The following is a 15,386-nucleotide window of genomic DNA, read 5'->3' as shown; positions in this document are numbered from 1 at the left end:
CTCCGTGACGGAGGGCCGGCGCTCACGTCCGGTCGATGTGGACGTTCGTGGACTTCACCCGGGCCGTGGCCTCCATGCCGACCTCCAGGCCCAGTTCCTCCACGGCCTCCCGGGTGAGCAGGGAGACCAGGCGGTGCGGACCCGCCTGGATCTCGACCTGGGCCGCCACGTCACCGAGCTTCACGGCGGTGACGATGCCGGAGAAGGCGTTGCGCGCCGACGTGTACGGGACCTCGGCCTCGTCGGCGGCGTCCCGGGCGAGGCGTACGGAGAAGGCCGCGAGGTCCTTCCCGTCGATGAGCCGACGCCCGCTCTCGTCGCGTCGCGTCGCCATCCGGCCCGCGTCCGCCCAGCGCCGCGCGGTGTCGGGGCTGACCCCGAGCAGCCGCGCGGCCTGCCCGATCGTGTAGGACTGCATGGGCGCCAAGATATGCGGGCCGGCGGGAATACGCTCAGCGCGCCCCGGCGCCGGCCGCGACCGGCGTCGTACGCCGTCGGCCCGCCCGGCCGACGAACACCGCCCCCACGGCCATCAGCAGCCCGACCGCCGCCGCGCCGCCCCCGATCGTCACCAGCTCCGAGTCCAGCTCGGGGTGCTTGGTCTTCGACGTGCCGTCCGGGGTGCCGAGGTGCTCCTCGCCCTTGTACGCCACCGGCGCGGTGCGGTCCTCCGGCGGCTTCCCCGCGGCCTCGACGGCGGCGGGCGCGTCGACGATGCCGTACCCGTCCAGCGGGCTGTGCCCCTGGGCGGCGTGCCCGGCGGTGGTCGTCAGGATCGTCCTGACCTGGGCCGGGGTCAGCTTGTCGTTGCGGGAGAGCATCAGGGCGACGACACCGGAGGCGAGCGCCGTCGCGGGTGAGGTGCCGTCGATCGTCGCGTAACCGCCGCCGTTGCTCGCGCTCATGATGTCCACGCCGGGCGCCGCGACCGCGTTGTACGTCCGCACGGTGGAGAACGCGGCCCGGGTGCCGTCCTGCTGGAGCGCGGCGACCGCGATCACGCCCGGGTAACCCGCCGGGTACTGGGCGTCGTTGAAGAGGTCGCCGTTGTTGCCCGCCGAGGCGAGGACCGGCACGCCCGCCAGGGCCGCGCGGCCCAGGGCGTCGGTCTCGTCCTCGTCGTAGCTGTTGCCGAGCATCTGGTCGCCGATCGACATGGAGATCACGTCGGCCCCGTGCTCGATCGCGTAGTCGATTCCCTGGGCGATGGGATTGCCGCCCTTGCTGTACCCCGGCTCGCCGCTCCCGTCGGTCACCCGCAGGGAGAGGATCTTCGCCTTCGGGGCGACCTTGAGGACGTCCGAGGCCATCGCCGTGCCGTGCCGGCCCTCGTTGTCCGCCTCCTCGGAGTCGGAGCCCTCCCCGATGTAGTCGGGGCCCGTGGTCACCTTCCCCTTCAGCGCGGGATGGTCGGCGTCCACGCCGGTGTCGAGGACCGCGACGGTGACGCCCTCGCCCTGGGCGACCTGCTGTGCCGTGCCCAGCTTCAGCGCCTGGTACTCCCAGGACCGGGGGGTGGTCTCGGCCGCGCTCGCCGTGCCCGTGGTCGCCGTGGCGAGCAGCAGCGCCGCCGTGGACGTGAGGACGCCGGTCCGCCGCATGGTCGTGCCGCTCATGAGGTCTCCAGCAAAAGGTCACCGAGGTGGTAGCTGACGTCTTCGCACAGGGCCTTCGCCGCGCCCCGCCACGGGGCGCGGTCGTCGCCCGCGTCCCAGTTGTGGCTGCCGTACTCGCCCGGCAGATGGCCCGCCTCACGGCCGTCGACCGCGCCGGTGGAGGCCACGACGACGTACGGCAACGACGATTCCGGAACGGCGACCCCCGCCCCGCCGTTGCTGCGCGCGTCGCTCCACTTCGCCGCGATGGTGCCGGGCACGGTGAACGCCCTGACCCCGACCTCGGGGTCGAGCTTGTCCTCGTCCTTCTCGAAGAACGCGGTCATCTCCGCCTTCGCCGACTCCCCGGCGGGCAGCACGATCAGCGCGACCGTGCCGACGGTGTTCCCCGTGGGGTCCACGTACGTGGCGCGCAGCACCGCCTCGCAGTCGAGCTTCGCGACGGCGGCCGAGGTGACCTTGTTGAGGCCCTTCGCGCAGTCGGTGTCCTCGGATATGCCGATCCGGTGCCAGGTGGCCCGCGAGCCGTCCGGCTTCGTGGTCGTCGCGCTCACCCGGGGGGCCAGGGCCTCGGGGAAGAGCTGGTCCGCCGGCTCGTTCCGCCACATGGTCGGGCCGTAGCCGTCGCGGTTGGGAATGTCCTGAGCGGCGTTCGAGTACGCGTGCCCGATCAGGAGGCCGCCGCCGAGCATGCCGAGCAGCCCGAAGAACCCGAGGGCGCCGGCGAGACACCCACGGGCCGCGCCGCCCTTGGCCGGGGGAGGGGTCGGGACCGGGGCGGGGTGGGGCGGTGTGTGACCTGGGTACTGCGGCTGCGGCGCCTGGCCCGGGTGGGGTGCCTGGGCCGGGGGCTGCTGGGGCCAGGCCGCCTGCTGGGGCGGTTGGCCGTACGGTTGGGGCTGGCCGTGCTGCCCGTAGGGGCCGGGCGGTTGTCCATGGCCTGCGGCAGGGCCGGGCCGCTGGGGCGGTGTCGGGAAGGACATGGCCCCTCTCCTCGTCGTCGGTGTCATCGGAAGGACGCGCGACGCACGGGGGAGTGGGCGGCGCCGACGCCGCGACACGGCGCGAACACGGCAACGCGTGGCGAAAACGCCGAAGTTGCACCCGCACATGCCCCCGTACATGCGAACGCCGATCATATAGAGCCACGGTGACGGGTAGTCGACCGGCGTCGAGAAATGACGTCGGCCCCCATCAGGGGTCGTGCGGGCACCCACCTCACGACCCCACCGACCGGACCCCGCCCCGCGACGGGCGTACCTCCGTGCCAGGGGCCGTGCCTCAGCGCAGCGTCGTCATGAACTTCCCCAACCGGGCGATCCCCTCCCGCAGTTCGTCCGTCGAGGCCGCGTAGGAGAGGCGGACGTGGGTGTCGGCGGTGTGTGTGCCGAAGTCCCGGCCGGGCGTCAGGGCCACGTGCGCCTCCCGCAGGGCCCGCTCGCAGAACTGCCAGGAGGTCAGGCCGGTCCCGCTGACGTCGAAGTAGACGTAGAACGCCCCGTCGGGCGGCACCGGGACCGGCAGCCCGATCCGCGCCAGCCCGTCCAGGACCAGCGCGCGCCGCTCGCCGAACTCCACCCGGCGCGCCTCGCACACCGCGAGGGACTCGGGGGTGAAACAGGCGAGGGCCGCGTGCTGGGCCGGGGCGGAGGCGCAGAGGAAGTAGTTCTGGGCCAGCCGTTCCAGGGCCGGTACGAGGGGCTCCGGGACGACGCACCAGCCGAGCCGCCAGCCGGTCATCCCGAAGTACTTCGAGAAGCTGTTGATCACGACGGCACCCGGGTCGTACGACAGCGCGCTGCGCGGCGGTCGGCCCCGCTCGTCGTGGTCGCCGAGGTCGAGGTAGATCTCGTCGACGAGGCGCCACGCGTCCCGCTCACGGGCCAGCTCGCAGAGCGCGGCGAGCTCGTCGGCCGGGACGGAGGTGCCGGTCGGGTTGGACGGGGTGGCGACCATGAGCCCGCGCGTACGGTCCGTCCAGTGCGCCCGCACCGCCGCCGTGTCCAGTTGGAACCGGCTCGCGGCGGTGGTGGGCACGAGCGTGACGTCGGCGCCGAAGCTCTCCACGATCTGCCGGTTGCACGGGTACGACGGGTCGCCGATGAGCACCTCGTCACCGGGGTCGACCAGCGCGGCGGTGGCCAGCACGAGCGCGGCCGAGGCGCCGGCCGTCACGACGACCCGGCCCGGGTCGACCTCGACGCCGTGCCGGTCGCCGTAGAAACCGGCGATGGCCTCCCGCAGGGCGGGCATCCCGAGCGCGGCCGTGTACGTCATCGGCCGCCCGTCCATCACCTCCCGCATCGCCTCCACGACGGCCGGGGGTGCGCCGAAGTCCGGTTCGCCGAGGCTGAGTTTGACGACGTCATGGCCCTGGGCGGTCAACGCGGCGGCCTGCTTGGCGAACTCCATGGCGTAGAAGGGAGCGACGGCCCGGGCCCGCCGCGAGACACGCACCCCGCCGCCGCCCCCGGCAGCGACGACCGCGCTTTCCGCACCGCCCGTACCGCCAGAACCGCCCGTACCGCCAGAACCGCCCGTACCGCCAGCACCGGCCTTACCGCCAGCACCGGCCGTGACACCGGTACCGCTCATGCCGCCCGCGCCGCTCACGTCGTTCACATCGCTCATGCCACTCATGCCGCTCATGCCACTCATGCTGCGGCCCCGAGGGGGCTCGCGGCCAGCCGTGACCGGGGTGCGGACGGTGCCGCGCCCCGGCCGGTGGTCGCCGCTACGCCGTGAGGGCCCCCGCCACCAGGCCCGCCGCCCTGGCCACCAGCGGGTTGTCCGTGGGGCCCGCCGGGTCGAGTTTCGTCGACAGGACGGACAGGACGAGGGGCGGGCGGCCGGGAGGCCAGACGACGCCGACGTCGTTGGCGACGCCGTACGCCGCTCCGCCGCCGGTCTTGTCCGCGAGCGTCCAGTCGGCGGGCAGGCCGGCCCGGAACCGCTGGACGTTCGTCGAGTTGGCGATCAGCCAGTCGGTCAGCAGTTCCCGGTCCGCGTCCCGCAGGGCCCGGCCGAGGAGGAGCCGCGCGTACGTCCCGCCGATCGCCCGAGGCGTGGTGGTGTCCGTCGTCCGCCACGGCTCGGCCGTGTTCAACTCCGGCTCCCAGCGGTCGAGTCGGGTCGTCCGGTCGCCCAGCGAGCGGCAGAAGCGGGTGATCGCGCTCGGCCCGCCCAGCTCGCGCAGCAGCAGGTTCCCCGCCCCGTTGTCGCTGTGCGAGACCGTCGCGGAACACAGCTCCCCGACGGTCATACCGGCCTCGACGTTCGCCGCCGTGCCCGTGATCGGGCTGTAGCCCGCCGCCTCGACGTACTCCTTCGTGTAGTGGATCCGCCGGGCGAGGTACTCGCCGTCGTGGTCGAGGTCCCGTAACACCGCCCCGGCGGCGAGCGTCTTGAACACCGAGCAGAGGGGGAACCGCTCGTCCGCGCGGTACGCCACCGTGCGCCCCGTCGCCGTGTCGTGGGCGTGGACCCCGAGCCGCGCGGAGTACTCCCGCTCCAGCTCCGCCAGCTGCCGGGAGAGCCCCGCCCCGGCCCCGCCCGAGGCGTACGCCGTCCCGGCACCGAGCGTGCCGAGCGCGCCGACGGCACCCAGCCCGGCGGCTCCGCCGAGCCCGAGCCCGAGCACCCTTCGACGGCGGGGGAGGGGACGGGGGTGCCTTCTCATGGTCGCCAAGATCGTCTCCGTACATCGGTCGTCGTCGTGATCTCTGTCCGACTCCGAAGACGCCACTGCCGCCACACCGGTTTCCCCGCATCCCCGGCCGACGCGGCCCCCGCACATGACGGGACATGACGAGGGCGGGGTCCGAAAACCCCGCCCGAATCCCATGAAGCCCCAGGTCAGGGCCAGACCAGGCAGTACGGCTGATGCCCCGCCTCGTGCAACCGGTGGCTGAAGTCCTGCCACTCGTGGAGCAGTTGGTAGACGTTGAACGCGTCGCGCGGGCCGCCGCGGTCCGGGACCGTCGACCAGATGAACGCGGCAGCGCCGACCGCCTCCTCGCCGATGCCGCGCAGCGGGTCGACGACGGTCATGGGGAGCTTCACGACCGCGTAGTCAGGGTGCAGGACGACCAGTTCGAGCGGGGGCACCTTGTGGAGGGGGACGCCTTCGATGCCGGTCAGCACCATCGCGGCCATCGTCTCCGGCTTGATCTTGGTGAACATGCCGTTCATGCCGAGTTCGTCGCCGCCGAGTTCCTCGGGGCGCATCGAGATCGGGACGCGGGCCGCGGTCGCGCCGTCGGGCGCGCCGAAGTATTTGTAGGTCACCCCCACCCGACCACCATTCCCGCTCCCCGCCCGGAGCCGGCCCACCACGTGGTCCAGGCCGTCCACCCGGTCCGTGCGGTCCGCGCTCTCGATGCGGTCCATACGGTCCTTGCGGTCCGCGCGGCTCCTGCGTTCCGCACGCGTCCTGCGATCCACCAGGTCAGGCCGGTCCATCCGGTCCGTCTGATCCATTCCGTCCACACGATTGACACGATCCACATGATCGGCGCGATCCATACGGTCCATACCGTCCATACGGCTGCGCCGCCCGATCCGCTCAGCGCCACCGCTCTGGATCCGGTCGGACCCACCCGGAGGGACCCGGTCGGAGCCACTGGACGGGATCCGGTCGGAAGCGCTCTCGGAGCGGCCGAGTCCGCCCATGGACCGGTCGTGACCGCCCTCGGACCGGTCGGGACTCTGCATGGGGCGGTCGGTTCCACCCTCGGCCCGGTCGGAACCGGTCGGAGTCCCCCCGGTGCCGGCCTGGGAACGGTCGGTCTCGCCCTGCGCACCGCGTCGGCGACGCGAGCGGGGCGGAGTCGGCGGAGTCTCCTGCCGCTGGTCCTGCGAACCGCGTGCGTCACGCGCGGCGCGCGGATCGAGTGAGTCGTGTGTGCCGTGTGCACCCTGCGGACCGTACACGCCCGGCTGTCCCTGCGGTGCGTAGGGGGGCTGTGACCCCGGCGACCCCACGGGTGGCGGCGGTACCGAGGGAAGGGGTGGCACGGGAGGCGTCGGCGGTCCCACCGGCCGGGCCGGCGGACCGCCCTGCGGCCCCGGCGACGACGACTGCGGGCCCGGCCCGGCCGCCCCGCTCACCTCGCCCGGCGCGCTCCGGTCGGTCGACCCGCCCCGCTCCTGCCGTGTCTCCGCGGCCTCCTCCGCCTCGCGCCGGTGCCTGCCCCGCCGGGCACGACGAGGACCGAGGTCACCGGTCCCCTCGCCCAGTCCGCCACCGCGATGCATATCTCCACCCGAACGCATTTCTGGGCCGCGTGACCCCCGCCGCGCAACCCGATCATCGTGTCAGTGACCTCCCCCGCGACCGCTCGCCGAAACGTGCGCGCAAACACCAGTCGGCAGGATCTTCGGAGCCTCTGACACCATGGCCTGTGTGAGCTATCCGTACGAAGCCCCAGTTTCGCAGACTCTTTTCGAGCGCGCGGCGGCCGTCACGCCCGGCGGCGTGAACTCTCCCGTGCGCGCCTTCCGCGCCGTGGGCGGTACGCCCCGGTTCATGGTGTCCGGTACCGGTCCCTATCTCACCGACGCCGACGGCCGCGAGTATGTAGATCTTGTGTGCTCGTGGGGTCCGATGATCCTCGGGCACTCCCGGCCCGAAGTCGTCGCCGCAGTACAGGAGGCCGTCGCGCGCGGCACCTCCTTCGGTACACCCGGCGAGGGCGAGGTCGCGCTGGCCGAGGAGATGGTCGACCGGGTCGGGCCGCTGGAGCAGGTGCGGCTGGTGTCCAGCGGCACCGAGGCCACCATGTCGGCGATCCGACTGGCCCGCGGTTTCACCGGCCGCGCCAAGGTGGTGAAGTTCGCCGGGTGTTACCACGGTCACGTCGACTCGCTGCTCGCCGCCGCCGGGTCCGGCCTCGCCACCTTCGCGCTCCCCGACACCCCGGGCGTCACCGGCGCCCAGGCCGGCGACACGATCGTGCTGCCCTACAACGACCTCGACGCCGTACGCGCCGCCTTCGCCGCCCACCCCGGCGAGATCGCCTGTGTGATCACCGAGGCATCCCCGGGCAACATGGGCGTCGTCCCGCCGCTGCCGGGCTTCAACCAGGGGCTCAAGGACGTCTGCGCCGAGAACGGCGCGCTGTACGTCTCCGACGAGGTGATGACGGGCTTCAGGACCAGCCGGGCCGGGTGGTTCGGCATCGACGGGGTCGTCCCGGACCTGATGACCTTCGGCAAGGTGATGGGCGGCGGCTTCCCCGCCGCGGCCTTCGGGGGGCGCGCCGAGGTGATGGCCCGCCTCGCGCCCGCCGGGCCCGTCTACCAGGCCGGCACGCTCTCCGGGAACCCGGTCGCGACGGCCGCCGGGCTCGCGCAGCTGCGGCTGCTGGACGAGGCGGCGTACGACGTCGTCGACGCCGTGTCCCGGCAGATCCAGGGGCTCGTCACGGACGCGCTCAGCAAGGAGGGCGTCGCGCACACGCTGCAGAACGCCTCCAACATGTTCTCCGTGTTCTTCACGGAGACGCCCGTGCGGAACTACGAGGAGGCCAAGGCGCAGGAGTCGTACCGCTTCAACGCCTTCTTCCACTCGATGCTGTCGCAGGGCGTCTACTTGCCGCCGTCGTCGTTCGAGTCGTGGTTCGTGTCGACCGCGCACGACGAGCGGGCGGTTCAGCGGATCGCCGACGCCCTTCCGGCGGCGGCCCGGGCAGCAGCGGAGGCTTCGGCAGCATGAGTGACATCACGGTCGTCCACCTGATGCGGCACGGCGAGGTCAACAACCCGGAGGGGATCCTTTACGGGCGCCTGGACGGGTACCACCTCTCCGACCTCGGGCGGCGCATGGCCGACCGGGTCGCCGAGCACCTGGCGCCCCGGGACATCACGCATGTCGTCGCCTCCCCGCTGGAGCGGGCGCAGGAGACGGCGACGCCGATCGCCAAGGCGCACGGGCTCGACCTCGCCACCGACGGGCGGCTCATCGAGGCGGGCAACGTCTTCCAGGGCAAGACCTTCGGGGTCGGCGACGGCGCGCTGAAGCGGCCGGAGAACTGGAAGCACCTGGTCAACCCCTTCAAGCCGTCGTGGGGTGAGCCGTACGTCGACCAGGTCGTGCGGATGATGGGGGCGCTCGACGCGGCGAAGGACGCGGCGCGCGGGCACGAGGCCGTGCTGGTCTCGCACCAGCTGCCGATCTGGATCGTGCGGTCGTACGTCGAGAAGCGGCGGCTGTGGCACGATCCGCGCCGGCGGCAGTGCACGCTCGCTTCGCTGACCACGTTCACCTACCAGGGCGACAGGATCGTTTCCGTGGGGTACAGCGAGCCTGCGCGGGATCTGGTGCCGCCGCATCTGCTGGCGGGCGCCAAGCCGGTCAAGGGAAAAGACAAGGCCTTTGGCGCGTGAGCGCTCCGCTGAACAGCCGTGTTTGACGTTGTCGGGGAACTGCGGATCCGTCGTGGTCGCTCGCGCAGTTCCCCGCCCCCCTAAAGGCGTCCGAGTTTCCCGGAGATCAAAAGGAACCGTCGCGTTCTCTCGGCCCTCTCAGACGGTGTGCTTCACGTGAACCGGTGCGTGAGCTGGCCGAGGGGGATGCAATGCGCGAGATGTCGCGGAGGGGGATGCTCGGTGTCGGCGCGGGAGCGGTCGCCGGGCTGGGTCTGACGGGATGCGGTACGGGGCTCGGGGGCAAGCCGACCGAGGCCGGCGGGGCCGGCGACGGCGGCAAGGGCTCGGGGAAGAAGAAGCCGGGGAAGACGGCGAAGCCGCTGGGTGACGGGTCGACCTCGTACACCGGCAAGCAGCCGAACCAGCCGGGGAAGCCGCGGCCGCTGGCGCCCGGCGAGACGCCGCCGCAGTTCGTGGTGTTCTCCTGGGACGGGGCCGGAGACGTCGGGAACGGGCTTTTCGAGCGGTTCCTGAAAGCCGGGCGGGACCACGACGCCCATATGACGTTCTTCCTCTCCGGGATCTATCTCCTGCCGGAATCGAAGAAGCGCGTGTACCTTCCGCCGAACAACGCGCCCGGCGCCTCCGACATCGGTTATCTGACGGACGAGCACATCAAGTCGACGCTGGGGCACCTGCGTACGGCGTGGCTCGACGGGCACGAGATAGGCACCCATTTCAACGGCCATTTCTGCGGCGGCAGCGGCTCGGTCGGCAACTGGACGCCGAAGCAGTGGCGCAGCGAGATCGAGCAGGCGAAGTCGTTCGTCAAGGAGTGGCGGACCAACAGCGGCTGGACGGACGTCGAGTCCCTGCCGTTCGACTACGACAAGGAGCTGGTCGGCGGCCGGGCGCCGTGTCTGCTGGGGCAGGAGAACCTGCTGCCCACCGCGCGCGAGCTGGGCTGGCGCTACGACTCCTCCTCGCCCGGCGGCCTCCAGGTCTGGCCGAAGAAGAAGCAGGGCCTGTGGGACCTGCCCCTGCAGTCCGTGCCGTTCCCCGGGCGGAGCTTCGAGGTGCTCTCCATGGACTACAACATCATGTACAACCAGTCCCAGAACTCCACCCAGGCCCCGCCCGCCAACTACCCGGCCTACCGCACCCAGGCCACCGGCGCGTACGTCGCCGGGTTCCAGCGGGCGTACGAGACGAACCGGGCGCCGCTGTTCATAGGGAACCACTTCGAGGAGTGGAACGGCGGGGTCTACATGGACGCCGTCGAGGAGGCGCTCAAGCACATCGCGCGGGCCAAGGAGAAGGCCAAGGACGGCGAGGTACGGATCGTGTCCTTCCGGCAGTTCGTGGACTGGATGGACGCGCAGAGCCCGGACGTCCTCGCCAAGCTCCAGACCCTCGGCGTGGGGCAGCAGCCGTCGGGTGGGTGGAAGGAGTTCCTGGGAGCCGGTTCACCAGCCTGACCTGCGGGAAAGGGGGCCGTCGACCCCGCCGTAAGCCCTCGAAACGGGCATGCGAAACTTTTCACATGAGTGTCCGTACGAGCCGCAGTCGTGCCGCTTTGCTCTCAGCCGGGGCCGCCGCCCTGGCGCTGACGCTGTCCGCCTGCGCGGGCGGGGGCATCGAGGGCGGTGGCGGTCAGACCGGCTTCATCACCGGATCCGACGGGATCGCCACGGTGAAGAAGGGGGACCGGGACACCGCGCCCGACCTCTCCGGGAAGACCATCGACGGCAAGCAGCTCGACCTCTCCGCCTACCAGGGCAAGATCATCGTCCTGAACGTGTGGGGCTCCTGGTGCGCGCCCTGCCGCGCCGAGGCCCCCAACCTGGCCAAGGTCTCCGAGGACCTCGCGGACCAGGGGGTGCAGTTCGTCGGCATCAACACCCGCGACACCAGCACCCGGCCCGCGATCGCGTTCGAGAAGCAGTACAAGGTCGAGTACCCGAGCCTGTACGACCCCACGGGCAAGCTGCTGCTGCGCTTCGAGAAGGGCTCGCTCAACCCGCAGATGATCCCCTCCACCCTGGTCATCGACCGGGAGGGGAAGCTCGCGGCGCGCACGCAACAGGCGCTGAGCGAGGAGAAGCTGCGCAAGATGCTCGACCCGATCCTCGCGGAGAAGTGACGTGATGGTGTCGGGAACGGCCGCGCTCACCACGACCGCCGCCGAGCTGAACGAGACCGTCTTCAACGGGGCCCTGCTGCTGGCCCTGCCGATCGCCGTCCTCGGCGGACTCGTCTCCTTCTTCTCCCCCTGTGTCCTGCCGCTGGTGCCCGGCTATCTGTCGTACGTCACCGGAGTCGGCGGCACCGACCTGGTCGACGCCCGCCGCGGCCGGATGGTGGCCGGGGCCGGACTGTTCGTGCTCGGGTTCACCATCGTGTTCGTCTCCAGCGGCGCGCTCTTCGGCTACTTCGGCCGGACCCTGCTGGAACACCAGGACATGCTCACCAAGGTGCTCGGCGCGCTGATGATCGCCATGGGCCTGTTCTTCATGGGGCTGATGCCCTGGTTCACCCAGCGCGAGTTCCGCTTCCACACCAAGCCGGCCACCGGGCTCGTGGGCGCCCCGATACTGGGCGCGCTCTTCGGCATCGGCTGGGTGCCCTGCATCGGCCCGACCCTCGCCTCGGTCAACGCGCTCGCCCTCGAACAGGCCAGCGCCGGGCGGGGAGCGCTGCTGATGGTGGCGTACTGTCTGGGGCTGGGCCTGCCCTTCGTGCTCGCCGCGGTGGCCTTCCGCAAGGCGCTCGGCGCCTTCGCCTGGGTCAAGCGGCACTACGCGTGGGTGCTGCGCATCGGCGGCGGCATGATGATCACGATCGGACTGCTCATGCTGACCGGCGCCTGGGACCGCATCATTCAGGAGATGCAGGTCTGGTCCTCCGGTTTCACCCCTGGGATCTGAGCCAATGACGACGACCGACTCCGGCAACCGCGAGAACACCGCCCGTCGCGGTGGCGGAGCCCCCGACGACAACGACCTCGGCGCCGCCGGTTCGCAGCTGTCCACCGCTCCGCAGGAGGACGCGCCGAACCTGCCCGCGCTGGGGGCGATCGGGTGGGCCCGCTGGTTCTGGCGGCAGCTGACCTCGATGCGGGTCGCGCTGATCCTGCTGTTCATGCTGTCGCTCGCGGCGATCCCCGGCTCGCTGATCCCGCAGTCGGGACAGGACGCGACCCGGGTCGCCGACTTCATGGAGCGGCACGAGACCCTGGGGCCGATCTACGAGAAGCTCGGGCTGTTCCACGTCTACAGCTCGGTGTGGTTCTCGGCGATCTACATCCTGCTGTTCATCTCGCTCATCGGCTGCATCGTGCCCCGCACCTGGCAGTTCGTGGGCCAGCTGCGCGGCCGCCCGCCGGGCGCGCCCAAGCGGCTGACCCGGCTGCCCGCCTACGCCACCTGGCGCACCGAGGCGACGCCCGAGCAGGTGCGCGAGGCCGCGCTGAAGGCGCTGAAGAAGCGCCGGTTCCGCGCACACCTCGCCGGGGACGCGGTAGCCGCCGAGAAGGGCTATCTGCGGGAGGCGGGCAACCTCGCCTTCCACATCGCCCTGATCGTGATGCTCGTCGCCTTCGCCTGGGGCCAGCTCTACCGCTCCGAGGGCAACAAGCTGATCGTCGAGGGCGACGGCTTCGCCAACACGCTCACGCAGTACGACGACTTCAAGTCCGGCAGCCTCTTCACCGCAGAGGACCTCAACCCCTTCAGCTTCGACCTCAAGGACTTCCGGGGCACCTACGAGGTGAGCGGGCCGAACAAGGGCACGCCCCGGATCTTCGAGGCTTACATCGACTACGCGGTCGGGGCGGGCGGCAAGGGGAAGTCGACCAAGATCGAGGTCAACAAGCCGCTGGAGATCGGCGACTCCAAGGTCTACCTGGTCAGCCACGGATACGCCCCGATGATCACCGTGCGGGACGGCAAGGGCCAGGTCGTCTTCAGCGACGCCGCGCCGCTGCTGCCGCTGGACTCCAACGTCACCTCCTCCGGCGCGATCAAGGTCTTGGACGGCTACACCAACGCCCAGGGCAAGCGGGAACAGCTCGGCTTCCAGGCGTTCTTCCTGCCGACGTACGGCGGCAAGAACACGGCCGTGGTCTCGCAGTTCCCCGCGCTGCTGAACCCCGTGCTCAACCTGGAGCCCTACCACGGTGACCTCGGGATCGACTCGGGTGTGCCGCAGAGCGTGTACCGCCTGGAGAAGCGCAAGCTGAAGGCGTACGAGGACGACAAGGGCGCGCAGGTGCGGGAGAACCTGAAGGTCGGCGAGACGATGACGCTGCCCGGGGGGAACGGCACGGTCACCTTCGACGGGGTGAGGGAGTGGGCCGGCTTCCAGGTCACCCAGCAGCCCGGCAGCGGGTGGGCCCTCGCCGGAGCGATCGCCGCCATCCTCGGCCTCGCCGCGTCCCTCTTCGTGCAGCGCCGCCGGGTGTGGGTGCGGGCGGTGACCGGGGCCGACGGGGTCACGGTCGTGGAGATGGCCGGGCTCGGGCGCAGTGAGTCGGCGAAGGTGCCGGAGGAGTTGGGGGACTTGGCGGCGGTGGTGCATGCCGAGGCGCCGACTCTTGCTGAGCCCGAGTCGCACGGTTCGCCGTCCGCTGGTGTTGAGGCCGAGGGCGGTGACGCTGACCGGCGCTTGCAGGGTGCCGCCGCGCCCACCCTCCCCCACTCTCGACTTCGCTCGAGCGGGGGGACCCCCATCGCCCCAGAGGCACGACTGCCCGCAGACAGTGCGGGCCCCGATAACCCCCAACCCCCAGCCGTGCCGTCCGAAGGGGCCGAGCAGTGAATCTCGCCGCCGCCACCAACGAAAACCTCGCGAGCATCAGCAACACGCTGATCTACTCCGCGATGGCCGTGTACACCCTGGCCTTCTTCGCCTATATCGCCGAATGGCTCTTCGGGAGCCGGAGCAAGGTGGGCCGTACGGCCGCCGCGCTGACCTCCGAGGGCGGTGCCGCCGCGAAGAAGGCGGACGCGCCCGCGGTGACGGTGAAGACGGCCGGCGGGACCTCCGTGCTGGAGCGGCCGAAGGTGGTCGTGCGGGCCGCCACCGGCTCCCGGGACGTGCCGGACGGGCCCGGCGCCCACGGCGGGGACGAGCAGGGCGACCTCTACGGCCGTATCGCCGTGTCCCTCACCGTGGTCGCGTTCCTCGTGGAGTTCGGCGGGGTGCTCGCGCGGGCGCTCTCGGTGCAGCGGGCGCCGTGGGGCAACATGTACGAGTTCAACATCACCTTCTCCACCGTGGCCGTCGGCGTGTACCTCTCGCTGCTCGCGCTGAAGAAGAACGTCCGCTGGCTCGGGCTGCCGCTCATCACGACCGTCCTCCTCGATCTCGGTCTCGCCGTCACTGTCTTGTACACCGCCAGCGACCAGTTGGTTCCCGCCCTGCACTCGTACTGGCTGTACATCCACGTCTCGACCGCGATCTTCTGCGGCGCCGTGTTCTACGTCGGCGCGATGGGCACGATCTTGTACCTGTTCAAGGACTCCTACGAGAGCAAGCTCGCGAGCGGAGGCAGGCCCGGCCGGTTCGCGACCTCGGTCATGGAGCGGCTGCCGGCCTCCGCCTCGCTCGACAAGTTCTCGTACCGCGTCAACGCCGCCGTCTTCCCGCTGTGGACGTTCACGATCATCGCGGGCGCGATCTGGGCGGGCGACGCGTGGGGCCGCTACTGGGGCTGGGACCCGAAGGAGACCTGGTCGTTCATCACCTGGGTCGCCTACGCCTGCTACCTGCACGCCCGCGCCACGGCCGGCTGGAAGGGCCGCAAGGCGGCGTACATCGCCATCGCCGCGTTCGCCTGCTGGCTGTTCAACTACTACGGCGTCAACATCTTCGTCAGCGGCAAGCACTCCTACGCGGACGTCGGCTGACCGCCTCGTTCCGGTCTGGGGTCACCTCTGATGCGCTCGATCGCCGCATGACCCGAGCCCGTCAAGGGCAGGGGTCTTCGCGACAACACCGTTCGGGTGCGCCCTGGTGAGGAGGGGTCGGTATGTCGCGAAGCTGGAAGGCCACGATCGTGGTGGTCGCGTCAGCGGGGATTGTCTCCACACCGTTGTTCTGGCTGCTGGACAAGCCGGACACCGGGCAGTTGGTGGGCGCGTCCATCCAGGGTGCCACGGGGATCGCGGCCCTGCTCTGGGCCTTACTTAAGGCGTCATCGGATTCGGGGCCGACGAACGCGGCCGTCGATTCCGGCAGGGCGGAGGCCACCGGCGGTGGCACCGTCAGTACCGGCGTCAAGCGCCGGGGCACCGACGGGGGGGCCGCGCGGGCCGAGCGCACGGGTGATGCCACCGCGACTGGCCATGGAAGCACGGCCAACACCGGCGTCGACCTTGGCTGACCCGGACGCTCCGCCGC

At 71.3% G+C, this 15,386-nt stretch carries 14 protein-coding genes; 8 read left to right on the top strand and 6 right to left on the bottom strand.

Annotated features, from left to right (window positions below):
* Positions 1-22: 22 nt before the first annotated feature.
* The 6 genes from ACZ9QC_RS16765 to ACZ9QC_RS16740 all read right to left on the bottom strand — a co-directional run bounded on the left by ACZ9QC_RS16765 (position 23) and on the right by ACZ9QC_RS16740 (position 5,909).
* The gene (locus ACZ9QC_RS16765; RefSeq protein ID WP_184904919.1) at positions 23-418 is read right to left on the bottom strand and encodes a TOBE domain-containing protein; all 396 of its coding nucleotides are present in this window, start codon (positions 416-418) and stop codon (positions 23-25) included.
* 34 nt (positions 419-452) lie between these two features.
* Entirely contained in the window at positions 453-1,616 is a 1,164-nt protein-coding gene (locus ACZ9QC_RS16760) for a S8 family peptidase (RefSeq protein ID WP_472920851.1), read from the bottom strand.
* The gene (locus tag ACZ9QC_RS16755) at positions 1,613-2,599 is read right to left on the bottom strand and encodes a hypothetical protein (protein WP_472920850.1); all 987 of its coding nucleotides are present in this window, start codon (positions 2,597-2,599) and stop codon (positions 1,613-1,615) included. The genes ACZ9QC_RS16760 and ACZ9QC_RS16755 overlap by 4 nt, the downstream gene beginning before the upstream one ends.
* Before the next feature lie 298 nt (positions 2,600-2,897).
* Positions 2,898-4,073 (bottom strand): pyridoxal phosphate-dependent aminotransferase, encoded by a 1,176-nt coding sequence (locus tag ACZ9QC_RS16750; protein WP_472921711.1) that lies wholly within the window; start codon positions 4,071-4,073, stop codon positions 2,898-2,900.
* Positions 4,074-4,350: 277 nt separating this feature from the next.
* Positions 4,351-5,295, bottom strand: coding sequence for a class A beta-lactamase (bla, locus tag ACZ9QC_RS16745; protein ID WP_472920849.1), 945 nt, complete (start codon positions 5,293-5,295; stop codon positions 4,351-4,353).
* 176 nt (positions 5,296-5,471) lie between these two features.
* Positions 5,472-5,909 (bottom strand): hypothetical protein, encoded by a 438-nt coding sequence (locus ACZ9QC_RS16740; protein WP_003974483.1) that lies wholly within the window; start codon positions 5,907-5,909, stop codon positions 5,472-5,474.
* 1,102 nt (positions 5,910-7,011) lie between these two features.
* On the opposite strand from ACZ9QC_RS16740, the gene hemL reads away from it, so the two are divergent.
* The 8 genes from hemL (at position 7,012) to ACZ9QC_RS16700 (ending at position 15,369) form a co-directional block, all read left to right on the top strand.
* Positions 7,012-8,331, top strand: a complete 1,320-nt coding sequence (gene hemL / locus ACZ9QC_RS16735; RefSeq protein ID WP_472920848.1) for a glutamate-1-semialdehyde 2,1-aminomutase — start codon at positions 7,012-7,014, stop codon at positions 8,329-8,331.
* On the top strand, positions 8,328-9,002 hold the full coding sequence (locus tag ACZ9QC_RS16730) for a histidine phosphatase family protein (RefSeq protein ID WP_472920847.1): 675 nt from the start codon (positions 8,328-8,330) through the stop codon (positions 9,000-9,002). The genes hemL and ACZ9QC_RS16730 overlap by 4 nt, the downstream gene beginning before the upstream one ends.
* Before the next feature lie 191 nt (positions 9,003-9,193).
* Positions 9,194-10,462 (top strand): polysaccharide deacetylase family protein, encoded by a 1,269-nt coding sequence (locus ACZ9QC_RS16725; protein ID WP_472920846.1) that lies wholly within the window; start codon positions 9,194-9,196, stop codon positions 10,460-10,462.
* 65 nt (positions 10,463-10,527) lie between these two features.
* On the top strand, positions 10,528-11,127 hold the full coding sequence (locus ACZ9QC_RS16720; protein WP_472920845.1) for a TlpA family protein disulfide reductase: 600 nt from the start codon (positions 10,528-10,530) through the stop codon (positions 11,125-11,127).
* Between the two features lie 4 nt (positions 11,128-11,131).
* Complete coding sequence (locus tag ACZ9QC_RS16715) at positions 11,132-11,911, top strand: cytochrome c biogenesis CcdA family protein (RefSeq protein ID WP_472920844.1); 780 nt, start codon at positions 11,132-11,134, stop codon at positions 11,909-11,911.
* A gap of 4 nt (positions 11,912-11,915) precedes the next feature.
* A complete protein-coding gene (gene resB, locus ACZ9QC_RS16710) occupies positions 11,916-13,802 on the top strand; it encodes a cytochrome c biogenesis protein ResB (protein WP_472920843.1) in 1,887 nt (628 codons plus the stop codon).
* Positions 13,799-14,893, top strand: a complete 1,095-nt coding sequence (gene ccsB / locus ACZ9QC_RS16705; RefSeq protein ID WP_472920842.1) for a c-type cytochrome biogenesis protein CcsB — start codon at positions 13,799-13,801, stop codon at positions 14,891-14,893. The genes resB and ccsB overlap by 4 nt, the downstream gene beginning before the upstream one ends.
* 122 nt (positions 14,894-15,015) lie before the next feature.
* Positions 15,016-15,369: a hypothetical protein gene (locus ACZ9QC_RS16700; RefSeq protein WP_472920841.1), complete on the top strand. Its 354-nt coding sequence runs from the start codon at positions 15,016-15,018 to the stop codon at positions 15,367-15,369.
* Positions 15,370-15,386: the final 17 nt, after the last annotated feature.

The organism is Streptomyces sp. HUAS MS02 (assembly GCF_055702265.1).
The sequence above is the reverse complement of the archived record's forward strand: the minus strand, read 5'-3'. Positions and strand labels throughout refer to the sequence as shown.

What these genes read in the sequence shown, in the direction of transcription:
- ACZ9QC_RS16765 (WP_184904919.1), bottom strand. Translation starts at nt 418, where the DNA reads ATGCAGTCCTACACGATCGGGCAGGCCGCGCGGCTGCTCGGGGTCAGC.
- ACZ9QC_RS16760 (WP_472920851.1), bottom strand. Translation starts at nt 1,616, where the DNA reads ATGAGCGGCACGACCATGCGGCGGACCGGCGTCCTCACGTCCACGGCG.
- ACZ9QC_RS16755 (WP_472920850.1), bottom strand. Translation starts at nt 2,599, where the DNA reads ATGTCCTTCCCGACACCGCCCCAGCGGCCCGGCCCTGCCGCAGGCCAT.
- bla (WP_472920849.1), bottom strand. Translation starts at nt 5,295, where the DNA reads ATGAGAAGGCACCCCCGTCCCCTCCCCCGCCGTCGAAGGGTGCTCGGG.
- hemL (WP_472920848.1), top strand. Translation starts at nt 7,012, where the DNA reads ATGGCCTGTGTGAGCTATCCGTACGAAGCCCCAGTTTCGCAGACTCTT.
- ACZ9QC_RS16730 (WP_472920847.1), top strand. Translation starts at nt 8,328, where the DNA reads ATGAGTGACATCACGGTCGTCCACCTGATGCGGCACGGCGAGGTCAAC.
- ACZ9QC_RS16725 (WP_472920846.1), top strand. Translation starts at nt 9,194, where the DNA reads ATGCGCGAGATGTCGCGGAGGGGGATGCTCGGTGTCGGCGCGGGAGCG.
- ACZ9QC_RS16720 (WP_472920845.1), top strand. Translation starts at nt 10,528, where the DNA reads ATGAGTGTCCGTACGAGCCGCAGTCGTGCCGCTTTGCTCTCAGCCGGG.
- ACZ9QC_RS16715 (WP_472920844.1), top strand. Translation starts at nt 11,132, where the DNA reads ATGGTGTCGGGAACGGCCGCGCTCACCACGACCGCCGCCGAGCTGAAC.
- resB (WP_472920843.1), top strand. Translation starts at nt 11,916, where the DNA reads ATGACGACGACCGACTCCGGCAACCGCGAGAACACCGCCCGTCGCGGT.
- ACZ9QC_RS16700 (WP_472920841.1), top strand. Translation starts at nt 15,016, where the DNA reads ATGTCGCGAAGCTGGAAGGCCACGATCGTGGTGGTCGCGTCAGCGGGG.